This is a genomic window from Varibaculum sp. C0165D1 (assembly GCF_056590355.1).
Window position 1 is genome coordinate 1 of sequence record NZ_JBWPVY010000001.1, and the last position, 15,622, is coordinate 15,622.

Below are 15,622 nucleotides of genomic sequence, written 5' to 3' on the forward strand. Positions count from 1 at the left end.
TCAGTTTAGTGTTGGCCTTCAAATCAACAGCTGTCAATTGATTAAAGCCTAAATCAAGCTTTGTCAGTTTAGTGTTGGCCTTCAAATCAACAGCTGTCAATTGATTAAAGCCTAAATCAAGCTCTGTCAGTTTAGTGTTGGCCTTCAAATCAACAGCTGTCAATTGATTAAAGCCTAAATCAAGCTTTGTCAGTTTAGTGTTGTGCGACAAATCAACAGCTGTCAACTTATTCATGCCTGCGTAAAGCGATTTTAGGTTGGTGAAGTGCTCCACCCCTTGCAAGCTCGTGATTGACTCGAGAGTAACATTGATTTCAGTGACGGCGTCTGCTTCATCCTGCTGCAAGATGCCATCACCACTAGTGTCAAACGTAGCTACGTAGGTACGGAAGTTAGCGTCTGGGAAGTTAGTAGCGTCTATAGTCACATTGGCAGCGTAGGCGGCGGTAGGGAACTGGAACGCCAGCGCCAGCCCAGCTAAAACAGCCACTATCCCCCCAAAAAATCGGCGTCCTACAGCAGACATCACCATCATCTCCTCATCACAATTAACCTAAAGGTGTCCCCCAACGAACCAAAAACCCCAGAAACAGGACAAACACATTGTTTCATGCCGGGGGGGCGTCAAGGCGCATACCAATATCCAAGATCAAAAACCTGAAACCGACCCTAATAGGATCAGCGCGGATAACCCCGCCCCAAACCAAGGCCCAAACAACCAAAACCAGGCCCGAAACTATGGGACAGCGCCATCGACTACAACCCCAAATACCAAGACGGATTCCTACACATCCGCAAAGGCTGGGCAGGCCACTAAACCACCCCGGCACGCCCGGAAAAAGACACACAATTCGGGCATTAGCCCGCAAAATGCGCCCAGCTATTACGCGCGTGACATCAAACAAATAGTAGGCTAATGCCCATTTGGGTATTGACCCCAGTTTTCGATATCCTCTATGAATGTCGTTAAAGGTGTCTCATAGACTATGACCGCTTTTCGGCGGCCATAGTCTATGTATTAAGAGTTCTGACTTAGATCGTGTCTTTCTTTCTGCGGCGGGCTTTAAGTCCGAGCAGTACCGCTGCTCCGATCATCATGAGGACGATCGACGTTCCGAGAGGAAAAGCAGCTCCTGTCGGAGGAAGGGCATTGTTGTCCTTCTTGTTTGCTGCCGGTTTGTTTTCGTCCTTCTGTATGGTCACGGTCGCTTCCGCGAAGATCTCTCCGTTCGCATTCGATGTTGCCCTTACTTTGAGCGTCTTTGCGTTCTCATCTTTAGCTACCGTAAGCGTTCCGTCCGCCGCGATCGACGTTCCTGCGCCTCCGCCGATAACGCTCCACGTAACCGTCTTATCGAAGTTTCCCGTTCCTTTTACATCAGCCGTAAACTTTTGCGTCTTCCCCTGTTTTACGGTCGCATTCTTAGGTGTTACGGTTATTCCTGTTACGCCGGTCACCGCTGTAGGTTCCTTTACGGTCACCGTAGCTTCTCCGAAGATCTTGTTGTTCACATTGGATGTTGCTCTTACTTTGAGCGTCTTTGCCGTTTCGTTCTTTCCTACTGTAAGCAGTCCGTTTGCATCGACGGAAGTTCCTGCGCCTCCGCCGATAACGCTCCACGTAACCGTCCTGTCAAACTCGCCCTGCCCTACGACATTGGCTGTGAACTGCTGCGTCTTGCCCTTTTCTACGGTCGCAGCTTCGGGAGTTACCATTACGCCTTTCAGGCTCACGATATTTATTTTACCGTTGAAGTGAACGTAGACTTCGCCCCAATATTCATGGGCATCGGCAGCAAATTCAACAGAGCCCGGCTTGTTCGGGTCGATCAGCTCGAACTCGTTCCCGTTCAATCTGACGTTAACGAAGTTTTTCAGGTGCTGCTCATCGTTAAGCAAAGTGCCGTCGTAGTCTTTTATGATGCTGGATACTTTGCCGTTCTTTGCAAATCTCGTGATAGTTTGATTTTGTGCCTGGTAGAAATACGGCGAGATCGGGAGACTATTATGTCTATTGATATTTCCCACCCCGGAGAGATCGCTTATATGATTTCCCGTCAATATGAAGTTCTCCACATTCTTCATGTGATTGAATACGCTCGGGTCGGTGATGTCGTTATTCGATACGTCGATATTGTTGATGTTCATGTCGCTGAACACGGCGATATCTTGATCGGTAAGATGGTTGCCGGAAGCGCTTAAGTACTCCCACTCCGTGCGCTTTTTGAGCGGTGAAAGATCTCTTATACCCGTATTGTTGATTTCGAGGTCAATCAAATCAATTTCCCCGTTTTTGATGAACGAGAGATCCTTGATCTTTGCTCCGTTGAGGTTGAGCCTTTTTAAATTTTTAAGGTTGGACAAAGCTGACGCATCCTCTATAGGGTTCCCCGCAAAATTCGCCCCTTTCAAATTCGTGCAATACTGCAGACCTTCGAGAGTGCGTATGCCTTTATTCATCCAGTAGTCACCGGTATATTCTATACGCGAAAGTTCCTGAGGGGAAAGGTTGTAATCCGCCGGTTTACCATAACGTTTATTCATCAGCTCTCGCAAAATAGGATCTTTGATCGTATACCCCTCCGCGAAAGCCTTTTGGCAATTCAGCGTCGGCGCCATCATCACGAACGCCATGATCACCGCAAAGATGATCGAAAAATGCTTTCTTTTCATATGCGCGCCCTCTTTGGTTTATAAATAATTCCGGATAGGTATCGTTCGGGAAAAAGTATTTGTAAAAGAAGACCCGAACAATTGTAGTTTGACACAATAAGCATATATATGTATATGTATATGCGCAACACGTCGGCGTACCTAACTGAAGCGTACTTGTGTGAGCTAGTTTTTCGGACCCGAGGACTTTGAGTGTGTATTCCCGTGCTAGACACCTGCGGAGTAGGAAGATGGGAAGGCGTGAAGATGTAAGAAACACATTCCTGAGCAGATTGTGGTCAGGTCGGAGCGATCCACGAGAATACGAACTAAAGATCACATCTCCACAACTGGGATCAGCATGAGCTACCAACGGATTGCAAATAAGGCCCAAGCCAACATCTAATGAAGCCCGTACTTTTTAGCGCCAGTAAGACTTTTTAGCGTCTCCGCACAGGTACGCGTCCGTGAGCTAAAACCAGCCTCAGGCGCATCATCTCGGCGACCCTCGCAGACGCATATAGACAAGCGAATAAAATCCAGAAACCTGCGCTGACAAGCCAAACCGCCCCTCCGCGCAACATAAAAATAGGACGCTCACTTTGTGTCAAAATGAGCGTCCTAATGGTGCTAGTAATCCCTGACGGGATTACGCACTATTTCGTCGTCCTTACTAATGAAAAAGCCCGAAGGCTTTTTCACCGTTCGGACTTCTCATAGTGGAGCCGCGGGGAATCGGCGGTGCTGCGCACCAGCAAGGGTTTTCGGAGCACAGCCTCCGAAAACCACTGGCGCGGGCGAACGCTCAGCCCGCGTTCGCGACCTTCCCGCGCCAGCCCTCACGGGTTCGATTCCCGGGCTTAAAATATATGCAGGCCCCAGGATAAACCTGAGACCTGCATATATTAGTGGAGCCGCGGGGAATCGAACCCCGGTCCAACTGGTACTCCTGCATTCTTCTCCGTGCGCAGTTTGCCTGAGCTTTTTCTCAGCCTGAATCTACTTGGCAAACTAGAGATTCTATAGGCTCAGTCACTGTAAAGTGTCGCTGCAATCCCATTGACGAAAACTGCAGCCAGTGGCTCCTGAAAAACGACGCCAGGAACCGAGGTAGAAGCACCCCCGGAGCTGACGGACTTTTAAAGGCTCTGCTTAAGCAGCTAGAGCGAAGTCAGTGCGGTTATGTTTAGCACTTATTGTTTTGTGAAGGACGTTAGCGAGATGACTCCACATTCTCGGCACGCTTCTCTGCAACCAATACCAGCTGTCGAAACCGATCGGCCCCTATTAAGTTGAAAAACAACCGGCGCGAACGCCGCCTTTCATTCTCAAAGATTTTTCTCCAATAGTCAATAGGTGCGGTGATACTTCACCTTCTTGAGGATGAGCGCCGCAAAGCTCGCGGAGGCCAGGAAATCAATCTTCGCTTACACTCCCAGGCTTTTCGACGTGAGCGACGCATTATCCACACAGTTACCAGGGCGCAGCAACCCCGGCTGCGTCCTAAAGCCAGTCCATCGGCGGCTGATAGTCAGCTTGAAGCCGCGCAGCTTATAGCGGTTCTAGCCTTTCTTTGCTTGCAAAGACTTTAGGTGCGCGCGGGATTCCAAGTTATCTTGATAAATGGACAGGGCGCGGAAGAACAGGTGCAAGAACTTGGTGCGTGGGAATACTAAGAACGCGGTGGCCACCATGGCTAAATGCAAAATCAGTACGGAGGGGAACACTGCACCGCCCCGAAATACCGTCACCAAGAAGCCGCTGAGCATCAGCGCCATTAGTCCGCCCAACAGCGAGTGGTCAGCTTGCCACATGCGTTCGGTGGTTTCTTTGCGATCTGATTTTGGCTTCAGCGCCATTAGCATGATGGCTCCTGCCATCGCCGCCAGACCTCCGATAGACCCCAGAATCACCGGTACTGAAAGTAGTGAATAAGGTGGCATCATTCCCAGCACGTACTGCATAAAAGCCGCGCTAACCGTAGCCAGAAAAGTGCCGATAAAACCGTACATTAGCAAGTGGTGTCCTACTTTGCGTTTGCGAGACGGCTCCCCGCCCACATAGGAACAGCCCTCTTGTCCGCCGCTCATATGGCGCAGCACCAAAATATCGCTAACGGTCTTTCCCCAGTTAGAGAAGCTGAAGAAAGTCGAATTTTCCGTGCGGATTGCCCGCCAAAAGCGCGCCATTCCCGCGATGGTGACCACTAAACCGTAAATCAAACACGCTGACATAAACAGCACTAAGGCGATATGCCCGAACACGTCGTAGATTTGCCCGCTGGAGGTAGTCAACCAATCCTCGGTACCAAAGAAATATCCGATACCGCACAGCGCCAGCAAACAGAGAATAAAAATCAGCGCCAGACCGCGAACTCCCGAGATAATCCGCGGCAGCTTATACGGGAAAATATAGCGTTCGTAGGTTTCTTGGCGTATTTCCGCAAATAATTTAGGCGGGTTAAGACCGAACTCGTGCGGGGGAGTGTACATGCAGGCGGTGTAGCAATCTCGGCAGTCGTGGCACAGGTTCGCCAGTTGCTCCATTTCCTCGCGTGAGGGCGAAGGGTGGCGTTCCATAGCCGGCCAAACCGGGCAGTAACCCGCACAGTAACGGCAGGCATTACAAATCGCTAGCTGCCGTCGTCCTTCAGCGAAAATTGCTCCGCCCTTACCGGTACTAACTTCACTTGTTGCCATTTTGCGCTGCCTCCCTACCTGAGATCCGTCCCCAAACGGTTCCGATTGCCATCCCGAATCCGGCCATATAGCCGCTGGATAATACGTTTCCTGACATGATTTCACCGGCCGCAAACAGGTTGGTGAACTCCCCGCCATCGGTCATTTGAATCCGGCCATGGGTATTAACTTTTACCCCCATGTAGGTGAAGGTAATCCCCGGTGCCATCTTGATTCCGTAGAAAGGACCGATATCGAGGGCGCGCGCCCAGTTAGTTTTCTCGGGATCTAGTCCTGAAGTTCCGACCCCATCTTTTTGTGAGGGATCAAAACGTTCATTAGCATCGGGAGAAATCCCCGCGTTGAAGCGACGAACCGCTTCCTCGGCGCGCGGGCCCTCCAATCCCATCTGCTCGGCTACGCCAGCGATAGTTTCGGATTTGAAAACCCCGTACATGGGGGGCATGAATAGTCCCTTGGCTTTGGAATCCCAGAACGCGTAGGCTACCTGATCTGGCTGTTGAGCGATATTGCGTCCCCAAATGGCATAACGTTTCGGCCAGATTTCTTCGCCTTCATTGTAAAAGCGTTGGTAGTCGCGATTTAGTACCATCCCGAAGGGAATGCAGTCCAGGCGGGTGGCGATCCCTCCATCAAACATGGGGCTGCGGGCATCGACCGCCACCGCGTGGAAGCCTTTAGGCTGGCCAGCCCGGTCAGCTCCCGCATCCAGCAACAGTCGCAAGATGGTGCCGTCATTAGTTTTCGGTCCGCGGATATGGTAGTTATAGGCGGCTGGCCCCCAATATTTGGCTAACCAGTCCACATTGGCTTCAAATCCGCCGGCGGCACACACATAAGAATTGGCTTTTACCTGGTAGCTTTGGCCTTTGTGGTTCACGGTCAAACCGGTGCAGGTGTTGCCGTCAAAGTCCATATGTTCCACACTGGATTCATAGAGCACCGGAATCCGGCGCGAACGCAGCGAACGGTAGTAGTTGTTGATTAGAGCTTTTCCTCCGCCCAGGAAGAAAGTGTTGGTACGCCCTAGGTGCAAGGTTCCCGCCAGAGGCGGCTGGAAGAGGGCGCCATGATCCATCATCCATTGCGGCACAGTTCTAGTTTCTTCTACCGTCAAGGCAGCTATTTCTTCATCGGAAGGTCCCGTCCCCACCGAACAAAGGTCTTTCCAAAGCTCTTCTTTGGTGTAAGCACCAGTGTTGTAGGGGAAATCTGCATCGTGGATACAGCGGATATTGCGGGTGTGCCGGGAGTTTCCTCCGCGGAAAGTCTTATTTGCCCTTTCTAAAATCAAAACTTTTGCGCCTTGATCTTGAGCGGACATGGCGGAAACGACTGCCGCGTTTCCCCCTCCGATAACTATCACGTCCCAAGGTTGGGTGAGTAGCTCGGTGGCGTTAGGCTGCTGCATATTTTCTCTCCCAGGTGGATAACAAACGGAGATTAACACTTTTTGTGACCCAGTTCGCGCAATGTTCACCTAAAATTAGTTTACCTTAATTTTACTTTAAATAAATTAGCTGTTCAGCACCCTATTATTATGACACTTAGTCACCCCATCGGTGACACGTTTCACAGAGTGTCTTTTTTCTTTCTTTTTAGCGTCTATACTCCCGGTATGGACGGACACACAATTTATCTTCTTGGAGTCCTATTTGGTGCCATAGTTCTCTTAGTAGTTTTGATTAACTGGCGCACCAAAATGCACCCCTTCCTAGCTCTCTATATCGTTGCTTTCCTAACTGCCCTCGCCGCGGGAGAACCGATAAAAGAAATTCCCGACACCCTGATGGCCGGGTCAGGAAAGATTCTGGGAAATACCGGCGTCCTAGTTTTCTTAGGTGCCATGCTGGGTAAACTGCTGGCGGACTCGGGCGCAGTTTCAAATATTGCAGACTTCGTCCTCGACCATGCGTCCCCGAAAGCAGCCCCCTGGGTGATAACCGGGGTGGCCTTCATCCTGGGGATCCCCATGTTCTTCGAGGTAGGTCTGGTGGTGCTAATGCCAGTAATCTACGCGGTAGCGCTCCGCCTCGAGGTGCGATCCGGACGGCCGCAACAGTGGTATCTGCGCACTTTGATTCCGGCGATTGCCGCCCTTTGTTGCCTGCACGGCATGGTTCCCCCGCACCCTGGTCCCATTATTGGGGTGCAGGCTCTGAACGCCGATATGGGACTAACTATCCTTTTAGGTCTGCTGTGTGCGATTCCTACTGTGATTTTGGCGGGCCCCATATACGGCAACTTCATTGCTCCAAGAATCAAACTCGAGCCTCCCGCTTCTCTAGTCACCCAATACGCGGGCACCACCTATGAGGAAGCAGAAAAGATTTATAAGGAAACCGGGTCCTTTGCCGAGCTGGCCCGCGATCACACCGAAATCCCGGATGCTTTTGGCGCTCCCAAAGAGGCTCCCACTCAGCGACCCGGGGCTTGGTCGCAAACTACGGCTACCGCAAAAACTGGTTTGACCAGCCCGCCTCGTCGCTCGGGAATTTCCACGCCCATGGCTTTTTGCTGCGTGCTATTGCCAGTGGTACTGATGCTAATTCAGGCAGTGGTGAAAATTGTGGCTCCCAAGAGCCATTTTGAAACTTTCGCCGGGGTAGTGGGGCAACCAAATATCGCGATGTTAATCGGGGTGTTATTTACTGGCGCGGTGATTATGATCCAAGAGAAATGGGATGGGGATCGCTTGCGTGAATCGGTGACCAAATCCCTGGCGGCGGTGGCAACCGTGGTAATGATTATTGCGGGAGGGGGCGCCTTTAACGCGGCCTTGAAAGACTCTGATCTGGGGAATGCAATCGCCAGTGCAGCGGGCTCTATCCATATGAACCTAATAATTCTCGGTTGGTTAATCGGGCTGCTGCTGTCGTTTTGTACCGGCTCAGCTACAGTCGGAATCGTATCTGCTACCGGGATCTTAGCTCCGCTGGTAATCGGCTATTCTGCACCCTATGTGTCCTTGATTGTAATTGCGATTGGTTCTGGCTCCATTGGGCTGAACTGGGTTAACCACTCCGGATTCTGGTTCGTGAAGGAATGTTTCGGGATGACCTTGGGGCAAGCTACTAAAACCCACATGATCGTGCAAACTATTGTGTCGGTGCTGGGATTGATTTTTACCTTCCTGCTTTCGCTCTTGTTTGCCTAAAACAGCTGCGCACTTTCGCGGTCAGCAAATATTCGCCCGCGCTTGCCCTTAAATCTACAGCTACTGATAATTTTTGCTTCTCGAGCCGCTAGGATTGAGGTTATGGAAATGCATAACGGCTTATCAGATCCAGACGGCGTACAGAGTGAGGGCGGCCTAGGAGTTCTGGAGCGTCCAGAAACTCGTCGGCAAGAGCCCGGGGACAAAGACCGTTATGCGCATTATGTTTCGGCGCATCGCCTGGCTGCTTCCCGGCTTACCGGACAGCCCGTAGTTGCCCTTTGCGGCAAGGTCTGGGTTCCTACTCGCGAGGTGCGAAACCACCCTATCTGTCCGCGTTGCGTAGAAATCAAGAAAGAGATGGATGCTTCCGGCGGTCCCGACTGGCCATTTCGCGGTCCCGGAGGGTCGCGCTAAGACCTGATTGGTCGGTGCTCCCACGCGCTACCGGCCCAGAAAACGCCGGCTAAGGAGCCTTAAACAGGGAGGGCGCAGCTAGCACGCAGCTAGCAAACTAGCAGCAGCGTCCTGACTGATCTAGCTAATGACCAGCTAAAGCTCTTTTAGCGACGAGGCTCTGGTTTGCTGCTAGGAGCCTCGACTTCGTCCTCACGCTCAGTTACATGAATAATCTCGGTAGGAATCGCGGCCTCTCCGGCCGATAGCCTCCAGCCGGGGTAGGGGAGTTCGTTGCGCGCCTTCACGTGGTGATCTTGGGCATCCTGCAAAGCTTGCTTGCCAACGTAACGCGGATTGGGCTCTCCATCAGTAACCAAATCCACTAACAGCGGACGGGCGTTGCGGCGCTCAAACTCCACCTCAGCCTGCTGGGCGTTATCGGCCACTACTACCAACTCTGCATTAGCGTAGCCATCTTCGCCACGGGCACGCCCCGCGAACTTGCGCCCTCCCAAAGTGGATTTAGAGGTCGAACGCTTGGCGACATCGTGAATAGAGCCGTCCTCATTCACCCGCTGCACCAGTTTATAAACCAAAGCGGCAGTCGGAATGCCAGAACCAGTCACCATCTTGGTGCCCACCCCATAGGAATCCACCGGAGCGGCGCCGAGAGCCGCAATCGCGTATTCGTCCAGGTCATTCGTAACCGTAATCTTGGTGCTGTGGGCATCCAAGGAATCCAGCAGCGCCCGGACTTTGAATGCCTCCGCCACCAGGTCCCCAGAATCCAAGCGTACGCATCCCAGTTCGCCACCGGCTTCCCGGGCTAGTTTTACCCCGAGCTCGACTGCGCGGGCCACATCATAGGTGTCCACCAGCAAAGTGGTTCCTGGCCCCAAGCTGGCCAGTTGCGCCCGGAAGGCATCCTCTTCGGAGTCGTGAATCAAAGTGAAAGAGTGCGCCGCGGTTCCGATAGTGGGAATCCCATAACGCTTACCGGCCTCCAGACAGGAAGTTCCCCTAAAACCAGCGATATAGGAGGCACGCGCGGCAGAGACCGCACTGCGCTCATGGGTGCGCCGGGCGCCCATATCCACACATGGCCTCCCGTGAGCTGCGATAGTCATCCTGGAGGCCGCGCTAGCGACCGCACAATCGTGATTTAAAATCGACAGCAGCAGGGTTTCCAAGAGAACACACTCGGCAAAAGTACCTTCTACCTGCAGTAGCGGGGAGGACTCGAAATAGCATTCCCCTTCGGTATAGCCGAAAATATTACCTTTGAATTTATAGGTTTTCAGGTAATCCAGACAGTCATCGCTAACTATTTTTTCCCTTGATAAGTAGTCAATCTCGTCAGCTGAAAATTCGAAACGCTCTAAGGCTTCGATTACGCGGGCATTGCCGGCCATCACCCCGAAACGACGCGCTGCTGGCAGTCGCCGACCGAATAGTTCAAAAATGGAGCCGCGATTCCAGGTGCCAGATTTCAAGGCGGCATCCACCATGGTCAGCTCATACATATCGGTCAACAAAGAAGTGGTTACTGAAGAACTCATATTTTTAGCATACTCAAAAATGACTGACAATCCAGTTTTCGCCTTGCGGGCGAAAACAAAAATATTGGGAAGGAAGTGACCGCGCCAATAAAATCATCTTCCAAAACAGCCCCTTGTCGGCATCCTTTTTAATACCCTGAATATATGGTTAATCATCTGGCTTCTGACCCGGGTACTCCTGCGTATTCGGGCAGTACTCGCCTGCAGCAATGGCGGGTTACTATCTCGCGAGATCCGGTTAACCAGCCGCGCTACGTGGAACAAGTTTTAGCCCACCAGTTTTCCATGTCTTCAGAAGAAGCCAGGCGCACCCGGCAAGAGATCTTCAACCAGGGGAAGACCGAGGTAGCTGCGGGTACCCGCGAAAGAATGGAAGCCTTAGTGCAGGCACTGCACGCTTATGGTTTGCGTGCCACCCTGGATGGACCGGACGTAAAATGAACGCTTTTTATCCCGTCCCCGGGGGATGGGAATGTCCCATTGGGGAAGTTGAGCGCGACCTCTTCCTAAAAGCAATTTCAGAAGTGCGCACCCTGCTGGATCCTCCGGTGTTACCTTTTGAAATCACCACTATGCTCGGGGAGAGTGAAGACGAATCCGGCTCGGATATTCATTTCGATAATGCCTCATTGGATCGGCTGCTGCCTCCGGGATCCGTCGATGAGAGAACCGCACAAACTATGCGGGACTTGACGGATTCGCAGTTACGAACCCAGAAAGCTGAGCGACTTGACCGGCTCTACCAAATGCTTTCCGAGCAGACCGGTTCGGTCTTGGTGATTAAAAGCGGACAAGAATGGGATTGGCTTGGCGGAACAAATGATGTGCGTCTGGCCATATCCGGCAAACTCAGTCCCGGAGACTCCAGCTTTGATCCCCTAGAAAAAAGACAGGTATCTTCGCAGATAAACCCGAAAACAAGGGATGAAAAATTTGAGGAAGTCCTGGTGTCATCCTTCTATGAATGGCTCTCTGGGTGGCAAGATTCACTCTTGCAGGCGATAGATAGCTGGCCGCACCCTAGTTAGGCTGTTTTTGTGACTAATGAACATGCTATCGGTATTTTCGACTCGGGGGTCGGTGGCCTAACGGTTGCGCGCGCAGTTCTGAATGTTTTGCCGCGCGAAGAAATCCGTTATGTGGGGGACACCGCCCATACTCCTTACGGGGAAAAAGATTTGGAAACCGTGCGCGGCTACTCCCTGTCTATTATGGATTCCCTGGTGGAGTCGGGAGTGAAAATGCTGGTTATCGCCTGTAATACTGCCTCGTGTGCAGTGCTCGATGAGGCGCGACGCCGCTACCAGGAGGAACAGGGGATTCCGGTCGTGGAAGTGGTGCAACCGGCAGTTGAACACGCGGTAACCCGTTCTCGAAACGGCAAGATCGGAGTTATCGGTACCCGAGCCACGATTGAATCCGGCGTTTATCAGCGTAAACTCTCTCGCATGGGGGCGGAGGTTTTTACTCAAGCTTGCCCCCGTTTCGTAGAATTTGCGGAGGAAGGGATCACCGCCTCCCAGGAATTATTTGACGTTACCGAAGAATATCTAACCCCCCTAAAAGAAGCGGGAGTAGATACCTTAGTTCTCGGTTGTACCCACTATCCGCTGCTCGAAGGACCGATCTCCTATTTCATGGGTGAAAACGTGTCCCTGATTTCTTCATCTTCGGCAGCGGCACGAAAAGTTTATGGCGAGCTGGTGGAAGAAAAAATGTTGCGTCCCTTCGGGGCAAAAAAAGCCGATCACCATTTTATTTGTACCGAAGCTAAAGATTCTTTTACCGCCCTGGCCTCCCGAATAATGGGAGCAAACTTCAATGGAATCAAAGAGGAGGTCATCACCAAATGAAAGTGACAGTGGTGGGGGTAACCGGCTCTATGTCTGGGCCCGCCTCCCCGGCGTCTTGCTATCTTTTGCAAGCAGAAGGAACCGATTCTCTAGGGCTTCCCCACACCTATTCGGTGGTTTTTGATTTAGGGCCTGGCTCTTTCGGGCAGCTGTGGAACTATACGGATCCTACGAAGCTAGATGCGGTGGTACTTTCGCACCTGCACGCTGATCACTGTTCAGATATTGTCTCTATGCAGGTACATAGGCGTTGGCATCCGCGCGGCGCCCTCGGCCCCATCCCGGTGTATGCCCCTAAGGGGATCAAGGACCGGGTGCGCGGCTTGGATGGTTTTAGCCCGCGCGATGACTTCAGCGGAGAGTTTGAATTTCACCATATAAAGCAAGGACTAGCTTTTAATATCGGCCCTATACAGATTAAACCTTTCGCCGCCTGGCACTCGGTTCCCGCGTTTTCTTTCCGAGTAATCGGCCCCGGTAAAAACGGCGAGGCAGTTTTTACTTACTCAGGGGATTCTGACGAGTGCGATACTTTAGTGCAAGCTGCTGCCAACTCGGATTTATTCCTCTCTGAATGTGGTTTTACCAGCGAGGACGAAGTCCGCGGGATTCACATGTCGGGGGAACGCGCCGGTCGGGTAGCCCAAAACTCGGGCACCAAGAAATTGGTGCTTACCCATATCCAGCCTTGGACCGACCCCGAAGTACCGCTTAGGGAAGCGAAAACTACCTGGCGGGGCGAACTGGAAATCGCTCGCTCGGGTATGTGCTTCGAGATTTAGCTTTAGTGCTTTAGGGGCGTGCCTGATCAGGGGTAACGTTACCTCCCAGCTCAATAGTGGCCGCGATCGTGGGGGCGAGGGCGCGGAAGGCTTTCCCTCGATGAGAAAGGGCGTTCTTTTCTTTAGGGGTTAACTCTGCGTTAGTGCATTCTTGCCCCTCGGCTAGGAAAATCGGATCGTATCCAAAGCCACCATCACCCCGCGGGGCATAAAGTAGCTTTCCACTCATTTTTCCGAGGCAGTGTCGTTCTAAGCCCGCCGGGGAAACTAATACCGCCGCACACACGAAGCTGGCGCCGCGATTTTCGGCGGGCACGTCTGCCAATTGGTTCAGCAGTAGTTCCAGATTGGCGCGGTCATCACCGTGATGTCCGCACCAGCGGGCCGAGAAAATCCCGGGCGCGCCTCCTAAAATATCGACGCATAGTCCCGAGTCGTCGGCGACTGTCGGCAGCCCGGTTCTTTGTGCCACCAAACGGGCCTTAATCAGTGCATTTTCAGTAAAACTTACCCCATCCTCGACGGGTTCTTCGATTCCTAATCCGCCTGCTCCCACAATCATTTCCGGGGAAAAACCGGCGATTAAAGGGGAGAGGATATCGGATAGTTCTCGCACTTTATGGGGATTATGGGTGGCGAGAATCAAACGCGCAGCAGGTGGTATCTTCACGCCAGTGCCTCCGCCTGGAGAGCAGAAATTTCCCCAATCCCTTTATCGGCCAGATCCAGCAGCTCATTCAGCTGGGTACGATCGAAAGTCTGTCCCTCGGCGGTGCCTTGGATTTCTACAAACTTACCGGAACCAGTCGCCACGATATTCATATCAACATCGGCGCGCGAATCCTCTTCGTAAGGTAGATCTAGCAGCGCGTTTCTCTCGATAAAACCAACTGAGACTGCGCATAGGGAATCCGAGAGTACCTTGCCGGGCCGTATCCACCCTTTTTCCTGCCCCACTTTAATCGCATCTACCAAAGCCACATAGGCACCGGTAATCGAGGTAGTGCGGGTGCCGCCGTCAGCGCTGAGTACGTCGCAGTCCAGCACAATCGTGTTTTCCCCTAGGGCACTCATATCTACGATTGAGCGCAGGGAGCGGCCGATTAAACGCGAGATTTCATGGGTGCGGCCTCCGATTTTTCCCCTTACCGATTCGCGTCCCGAACGGGTAGAGGTGGCGCGCGGAAGCATCGCATACTCGGCAGTTACCCATCCCAGACCGGAATCTTGCCGCCAACGCGGCACCCCCTGGGTCAGGGAAGCATTGCAGAGCACGCGGGTATTTCCGCAGTCAATCAGCACCGAGCCTTCGGCCTGTTTGGCCCAGTCACGGGTAATTTTTAGCGGTCGCATCTGGTCAAAAGCACGCCCATCGGCGCGCACAAACTTTTCTTTACTCACGCTACTGATTATAGAGGACCGCTGTTTTCCTCAGCATTCGATATTTTCTCTTCCCCCGGATGCCGCTTGCGCTTAAAACGGATAGGTTAGAGATTATGGATAGTCCTGCTCTTTCGCGCTGCCGCATCGATCTGGATACTGGCGCTCGCCAGTTCGTGCATGTACCTAGCCTGCTACGAGAGGGAGCTACGGAGGTTTTTGCGGTTGCCGATCGGCGGCGGGTGCTGTTGCCACTAACTCCCGGAGTCAGGGTGGGCCCGGAAATGGCGGCTTCCCGCTCTCACGTAGTTGCTCCTTTGGGTACGGGCAGTCTTTACCGGCTCTCTAGCGCGCAGCGGCAATTTTTGGGGCAAATCCAGTCCTGGGACGAGCGCTACCAAGCAGGTAAAGCCTGGTATTTGGGCAGAGTCGGTGCCTCCTGCCGCGTCGCCCTATTTATTACTGACGACGAACTGGCGGGGATAGCTGAGCATAGCGAAAACTCCCTGGGGTTGATTCCTTTGCGACAGGTGGGAGCATTTTTAAACGGTGAGGACGCGGCAATTGCCACCCATGCCGCTTGCTTGGCGGTGTGGCACGGCGACACCAACTATTGTTCGCGCTGCGGCACTAGGCTAGAAATCGCTGCTGCCGGCTGGGAGCTGCACTGTCCGCGGTGTAGCAATATTGTTTATCCCCGGCAAGACCCCTCGGTTATCGTGGCTATCCGGGACGAGGCAGACCGGCTACTTTTGGCACATAACACCGCCTGGAAGAGTGATTTTTATTCGGTGATTGCCGGCTATGTAGAAACCGGGGAATCTCTAGAGGGGGCGGTTCACCGCGAAGTCGGAGAAGAAGTCGGTCTCGAGGTCGATGAAGTCCGCTATCTTACCTCCCAGCCTTGGCCCTACCCCCGCTCGCTGATGTTGGGATTTTCTGCCCGCGCGCGCACCCCCTATTTTATTTTGGATGAAACCGAGATCGACCGGGCCTTATGGGTAACCCGCGCAGAGTTTGCTGAGCTAGTGGCAAGTCGAGAAATTAGTCCTCCGGGGCCGTCCACAATCGCATCAAACTTGATTGCAAACTGGTTGGGTTACCCGATTATTCGCCCGGAAGCTAACAACCTTTAAGCTGA

General features: G+C 52.7%; 14 protein-coding genes and 1 other RNA gene. 7 read left to right on the forward strand and 8 right to left on the reverse strand.

Translation table 11 applies throughout. The features are described 5' to 3' along the window. The 5 genes from AC1EKS_RS00005 to tcuA all read right to left on the reverse strand — a co-directional run. Positions 1 to 526: leucine-rich repeat domain-containing protein (locus AC1EKS_RS00005; RefSeq protein WP_481008223.1), on the reverse strand; the 526-nt coding region annotated here is incomplete at its 3' end. A 506-nt stretch (positions 527 to 1,032) separates the two neighbouring features. Then, on the reverse strand, positions 1,033 to 2,673 hold the full coding sequence (locus AC1EKS_RS00010; protein ID WP_481008224.1) for a leucine-rich repeat domain-containing protein: 1,641 nt from the start codon (positions 2,671 to 2,673) through the stop codon (positions 1,033 to 1,035). An 885-nt stretch (positions 2,674 to 3,558) separates the two neighbouring features. Then, positions 3,559 to 3,937: a transfer-messenger RNA gene (gene ssrA / locus AC1EKS_RS00015) on the reverse strand. A gap of 277 nt (positions 3,938 to 4,214) precedes the next feature. Continuing rightward, positions 4,215 to 5,351 (reverse strand): tricarballylate utilization 4Fe-4S protein TcuB, encoded by a 1,137-nt coding sequence (tcuB, locus tag AC1EKS_RS00020; RefSeq protein ID WP_481008225.1) that lies wholly within the window; start codon positions 5,349 to 5,351, stop codon positions 4,215 to 4,217. After that, positions 5,338 to 6,762, reverse strand: coding sequence for an FAD-dependent tricarballylate dehydrogenase TcuA (gene tcuA, locus AC1EKS_RS00025; protein ID WP_481008226.1), 1,425 nt, complete (start codon positions 6,760 to 6,762; stop codon positions 5,338 to 5,340). Before tcuA ends, tcuB begins: the two co-directional genes overlap by 14 nt. 207 nt (positions 6,763 to 6,969) lie before the next feature. Between tcuA and AC1EKS_RS00030 the strand changes: the two genes are divergently transcribed. Together AC1EKS_RS00030 and AC1EKS_RS00035 are read left to right on the forward strand one after the other, a co-directional pair. Continuing rightward, positions 6,970 to 8,508 carry a GntP family permease gene (locus tag AC1EKS_RS00030; RefSeq protein WP_481008227.1) on the forward strand — a complete coding sequence of 513 codons (1,539 nt, stop codon included), beginning with the start codon at positions 6,970 to 6,972 and terminating at the stop codon, positions 8,506 to 8,508. Positions 8,509 to 8,610: 102 nt separating this feature from the next. Further along, on the forward strand, positions 8,611 to 8,925 hold the full coding sequence (locus AC1EKS_RS00035; protein WP_481008228.1) for a DUF3039 domain-containing protein: 315 nt from the start codon (positions 8,611 to 8,613) through the stop codon (positions 8,923 to 8,925). A 146-nt stretch (positions 8,926 to 9,071) separates the two neighbouring features. On the opposite strand, the gene AC1EKS_RS00040 is transcribed toward AC1EKS_RS00035, so the two are convergent. Continuing rightward, a complete protein-coding gene (locus AC1EKS_RS00040; protein WP_481008229.1) occupies positions 9,072 to 10,466 on the reverse strand; it encodes a nicotinate phosphoribosyltransferase in 1,395 nt (464 codons plus the stop codon). 144 nt (positions 10,467 to 10,610) lie between these two features. On the opposite strand from AC1EKS_RS00040, the gene AC1EKS_RS00045 reads away from it, so the two are divergent. Genes AC1EKS_RS00045 through AC1EKS_RS00060 form a run of 4 tightly spaced genes read left to right on the forward strand, consistent with a single transcriptional unit; the run spans position 10,611 to position 13,101 of the window. Next, the gene (locus tag AC1EKS_RS00045) at positions 10,611 to 10,907 is read left to right on the forward strand and encodes an ATP-dependent Clp protease adaptor ClpS (RefSeq protein WP_481008230.1); all 297 of its coding nucleotides are present in this window, start codon (positions 10,611 to 10,613) and stop codon (positions 10,905 to 10,907) included. After that, positions 10,904 to 11,494 carry a DUF2017 family protein gene (locus AC1EKS_RS00050; RefSeq protein ID WP_481008231.1) on the forward strand — a complete coding sequence of 197 codons (591 nt, stop codon included), beginning with the start codon at positions 10,904 to 10,906 and terminating at the stop codon, positions 11,492 to 11,494. Before AC1EKS_RS00045 ends, AC1EKS_RS00050 begins: the two co-directional genes overlap by 4 nt. Before the next feature lie 9 nt (positions 11,495 to 11,503). After that, positions 11,504 to 12,319 (forward strand): glutamate racemase, encoded by an 816-nt coding sequence (gene murI / locus AC1EKS_RS00055; protein ID WP_481008232.1) that lies wholly within the window; start codon positions 11,504 to 11,506, stop codon positions 12,317 to 12,319. Beyond that, entirely contained in the window at positions 12,316 to 13,101 is a 786-nt protein-coding gene (locus AC1EKS_RS00060; RefSeq protein ID WP_481008233.1) for an MBL fold metallo-hydrolase, read from the forward strand. The genes murI and AC1EKS_RS00060 overlap by 4 nt, the downstream gene beginning before the upstream one ends. 10 nt (positions 13,102 to 13,111) lie before the next feature. On the opposite strand, the gene rdgB is transcribed toward AC1EKS_RS00060, so the two are convergent. Both rdgB and rph read right to left on the reverse strand, forming a co-directional pair. Then, positions 13,112 to 13,771, reverse strand: coding sequence for an RdgB/HAM1 family non-canonical purine NTP pyrophosphatase (gene rdgB / locus AC1EKS_RS00065; RefSeq protein ID WP_481008234.1), 660 nt, complete (start codon positions 13,769 to 13,771; stop codon positions 13,112 to 13,114). After that, entirely contained in the window at positions 13,768 to 14,454 is a 687-nt protein-coding gene (gene rph, locus AC1EKS_RS00070; protein WP_481008496.1) for a ribonuclease PH, read from the reverse strand. The genes rdgB and rph overlap by 4 nt, the downstream gene beginning before the upstream one ends. 143 nt (positions 14,455 to 14,597) lie before the next feature. On the opposite strand from rph, the gene nudC reads away from it, so the two are divergent. Further along, a complete protein-coding gene (gene nudC, locus AC1EKS_RS00075) occupies positions 14,598 to 15,617 on the forward strand; it encodes an NAD(+) diphosphatase (RefSeq protein WP_481008235.1) in 1,020 nt (339 codons plus the stop codon). Positions 15,618 to 15,622: the final 5 nt, after the last annotated feature.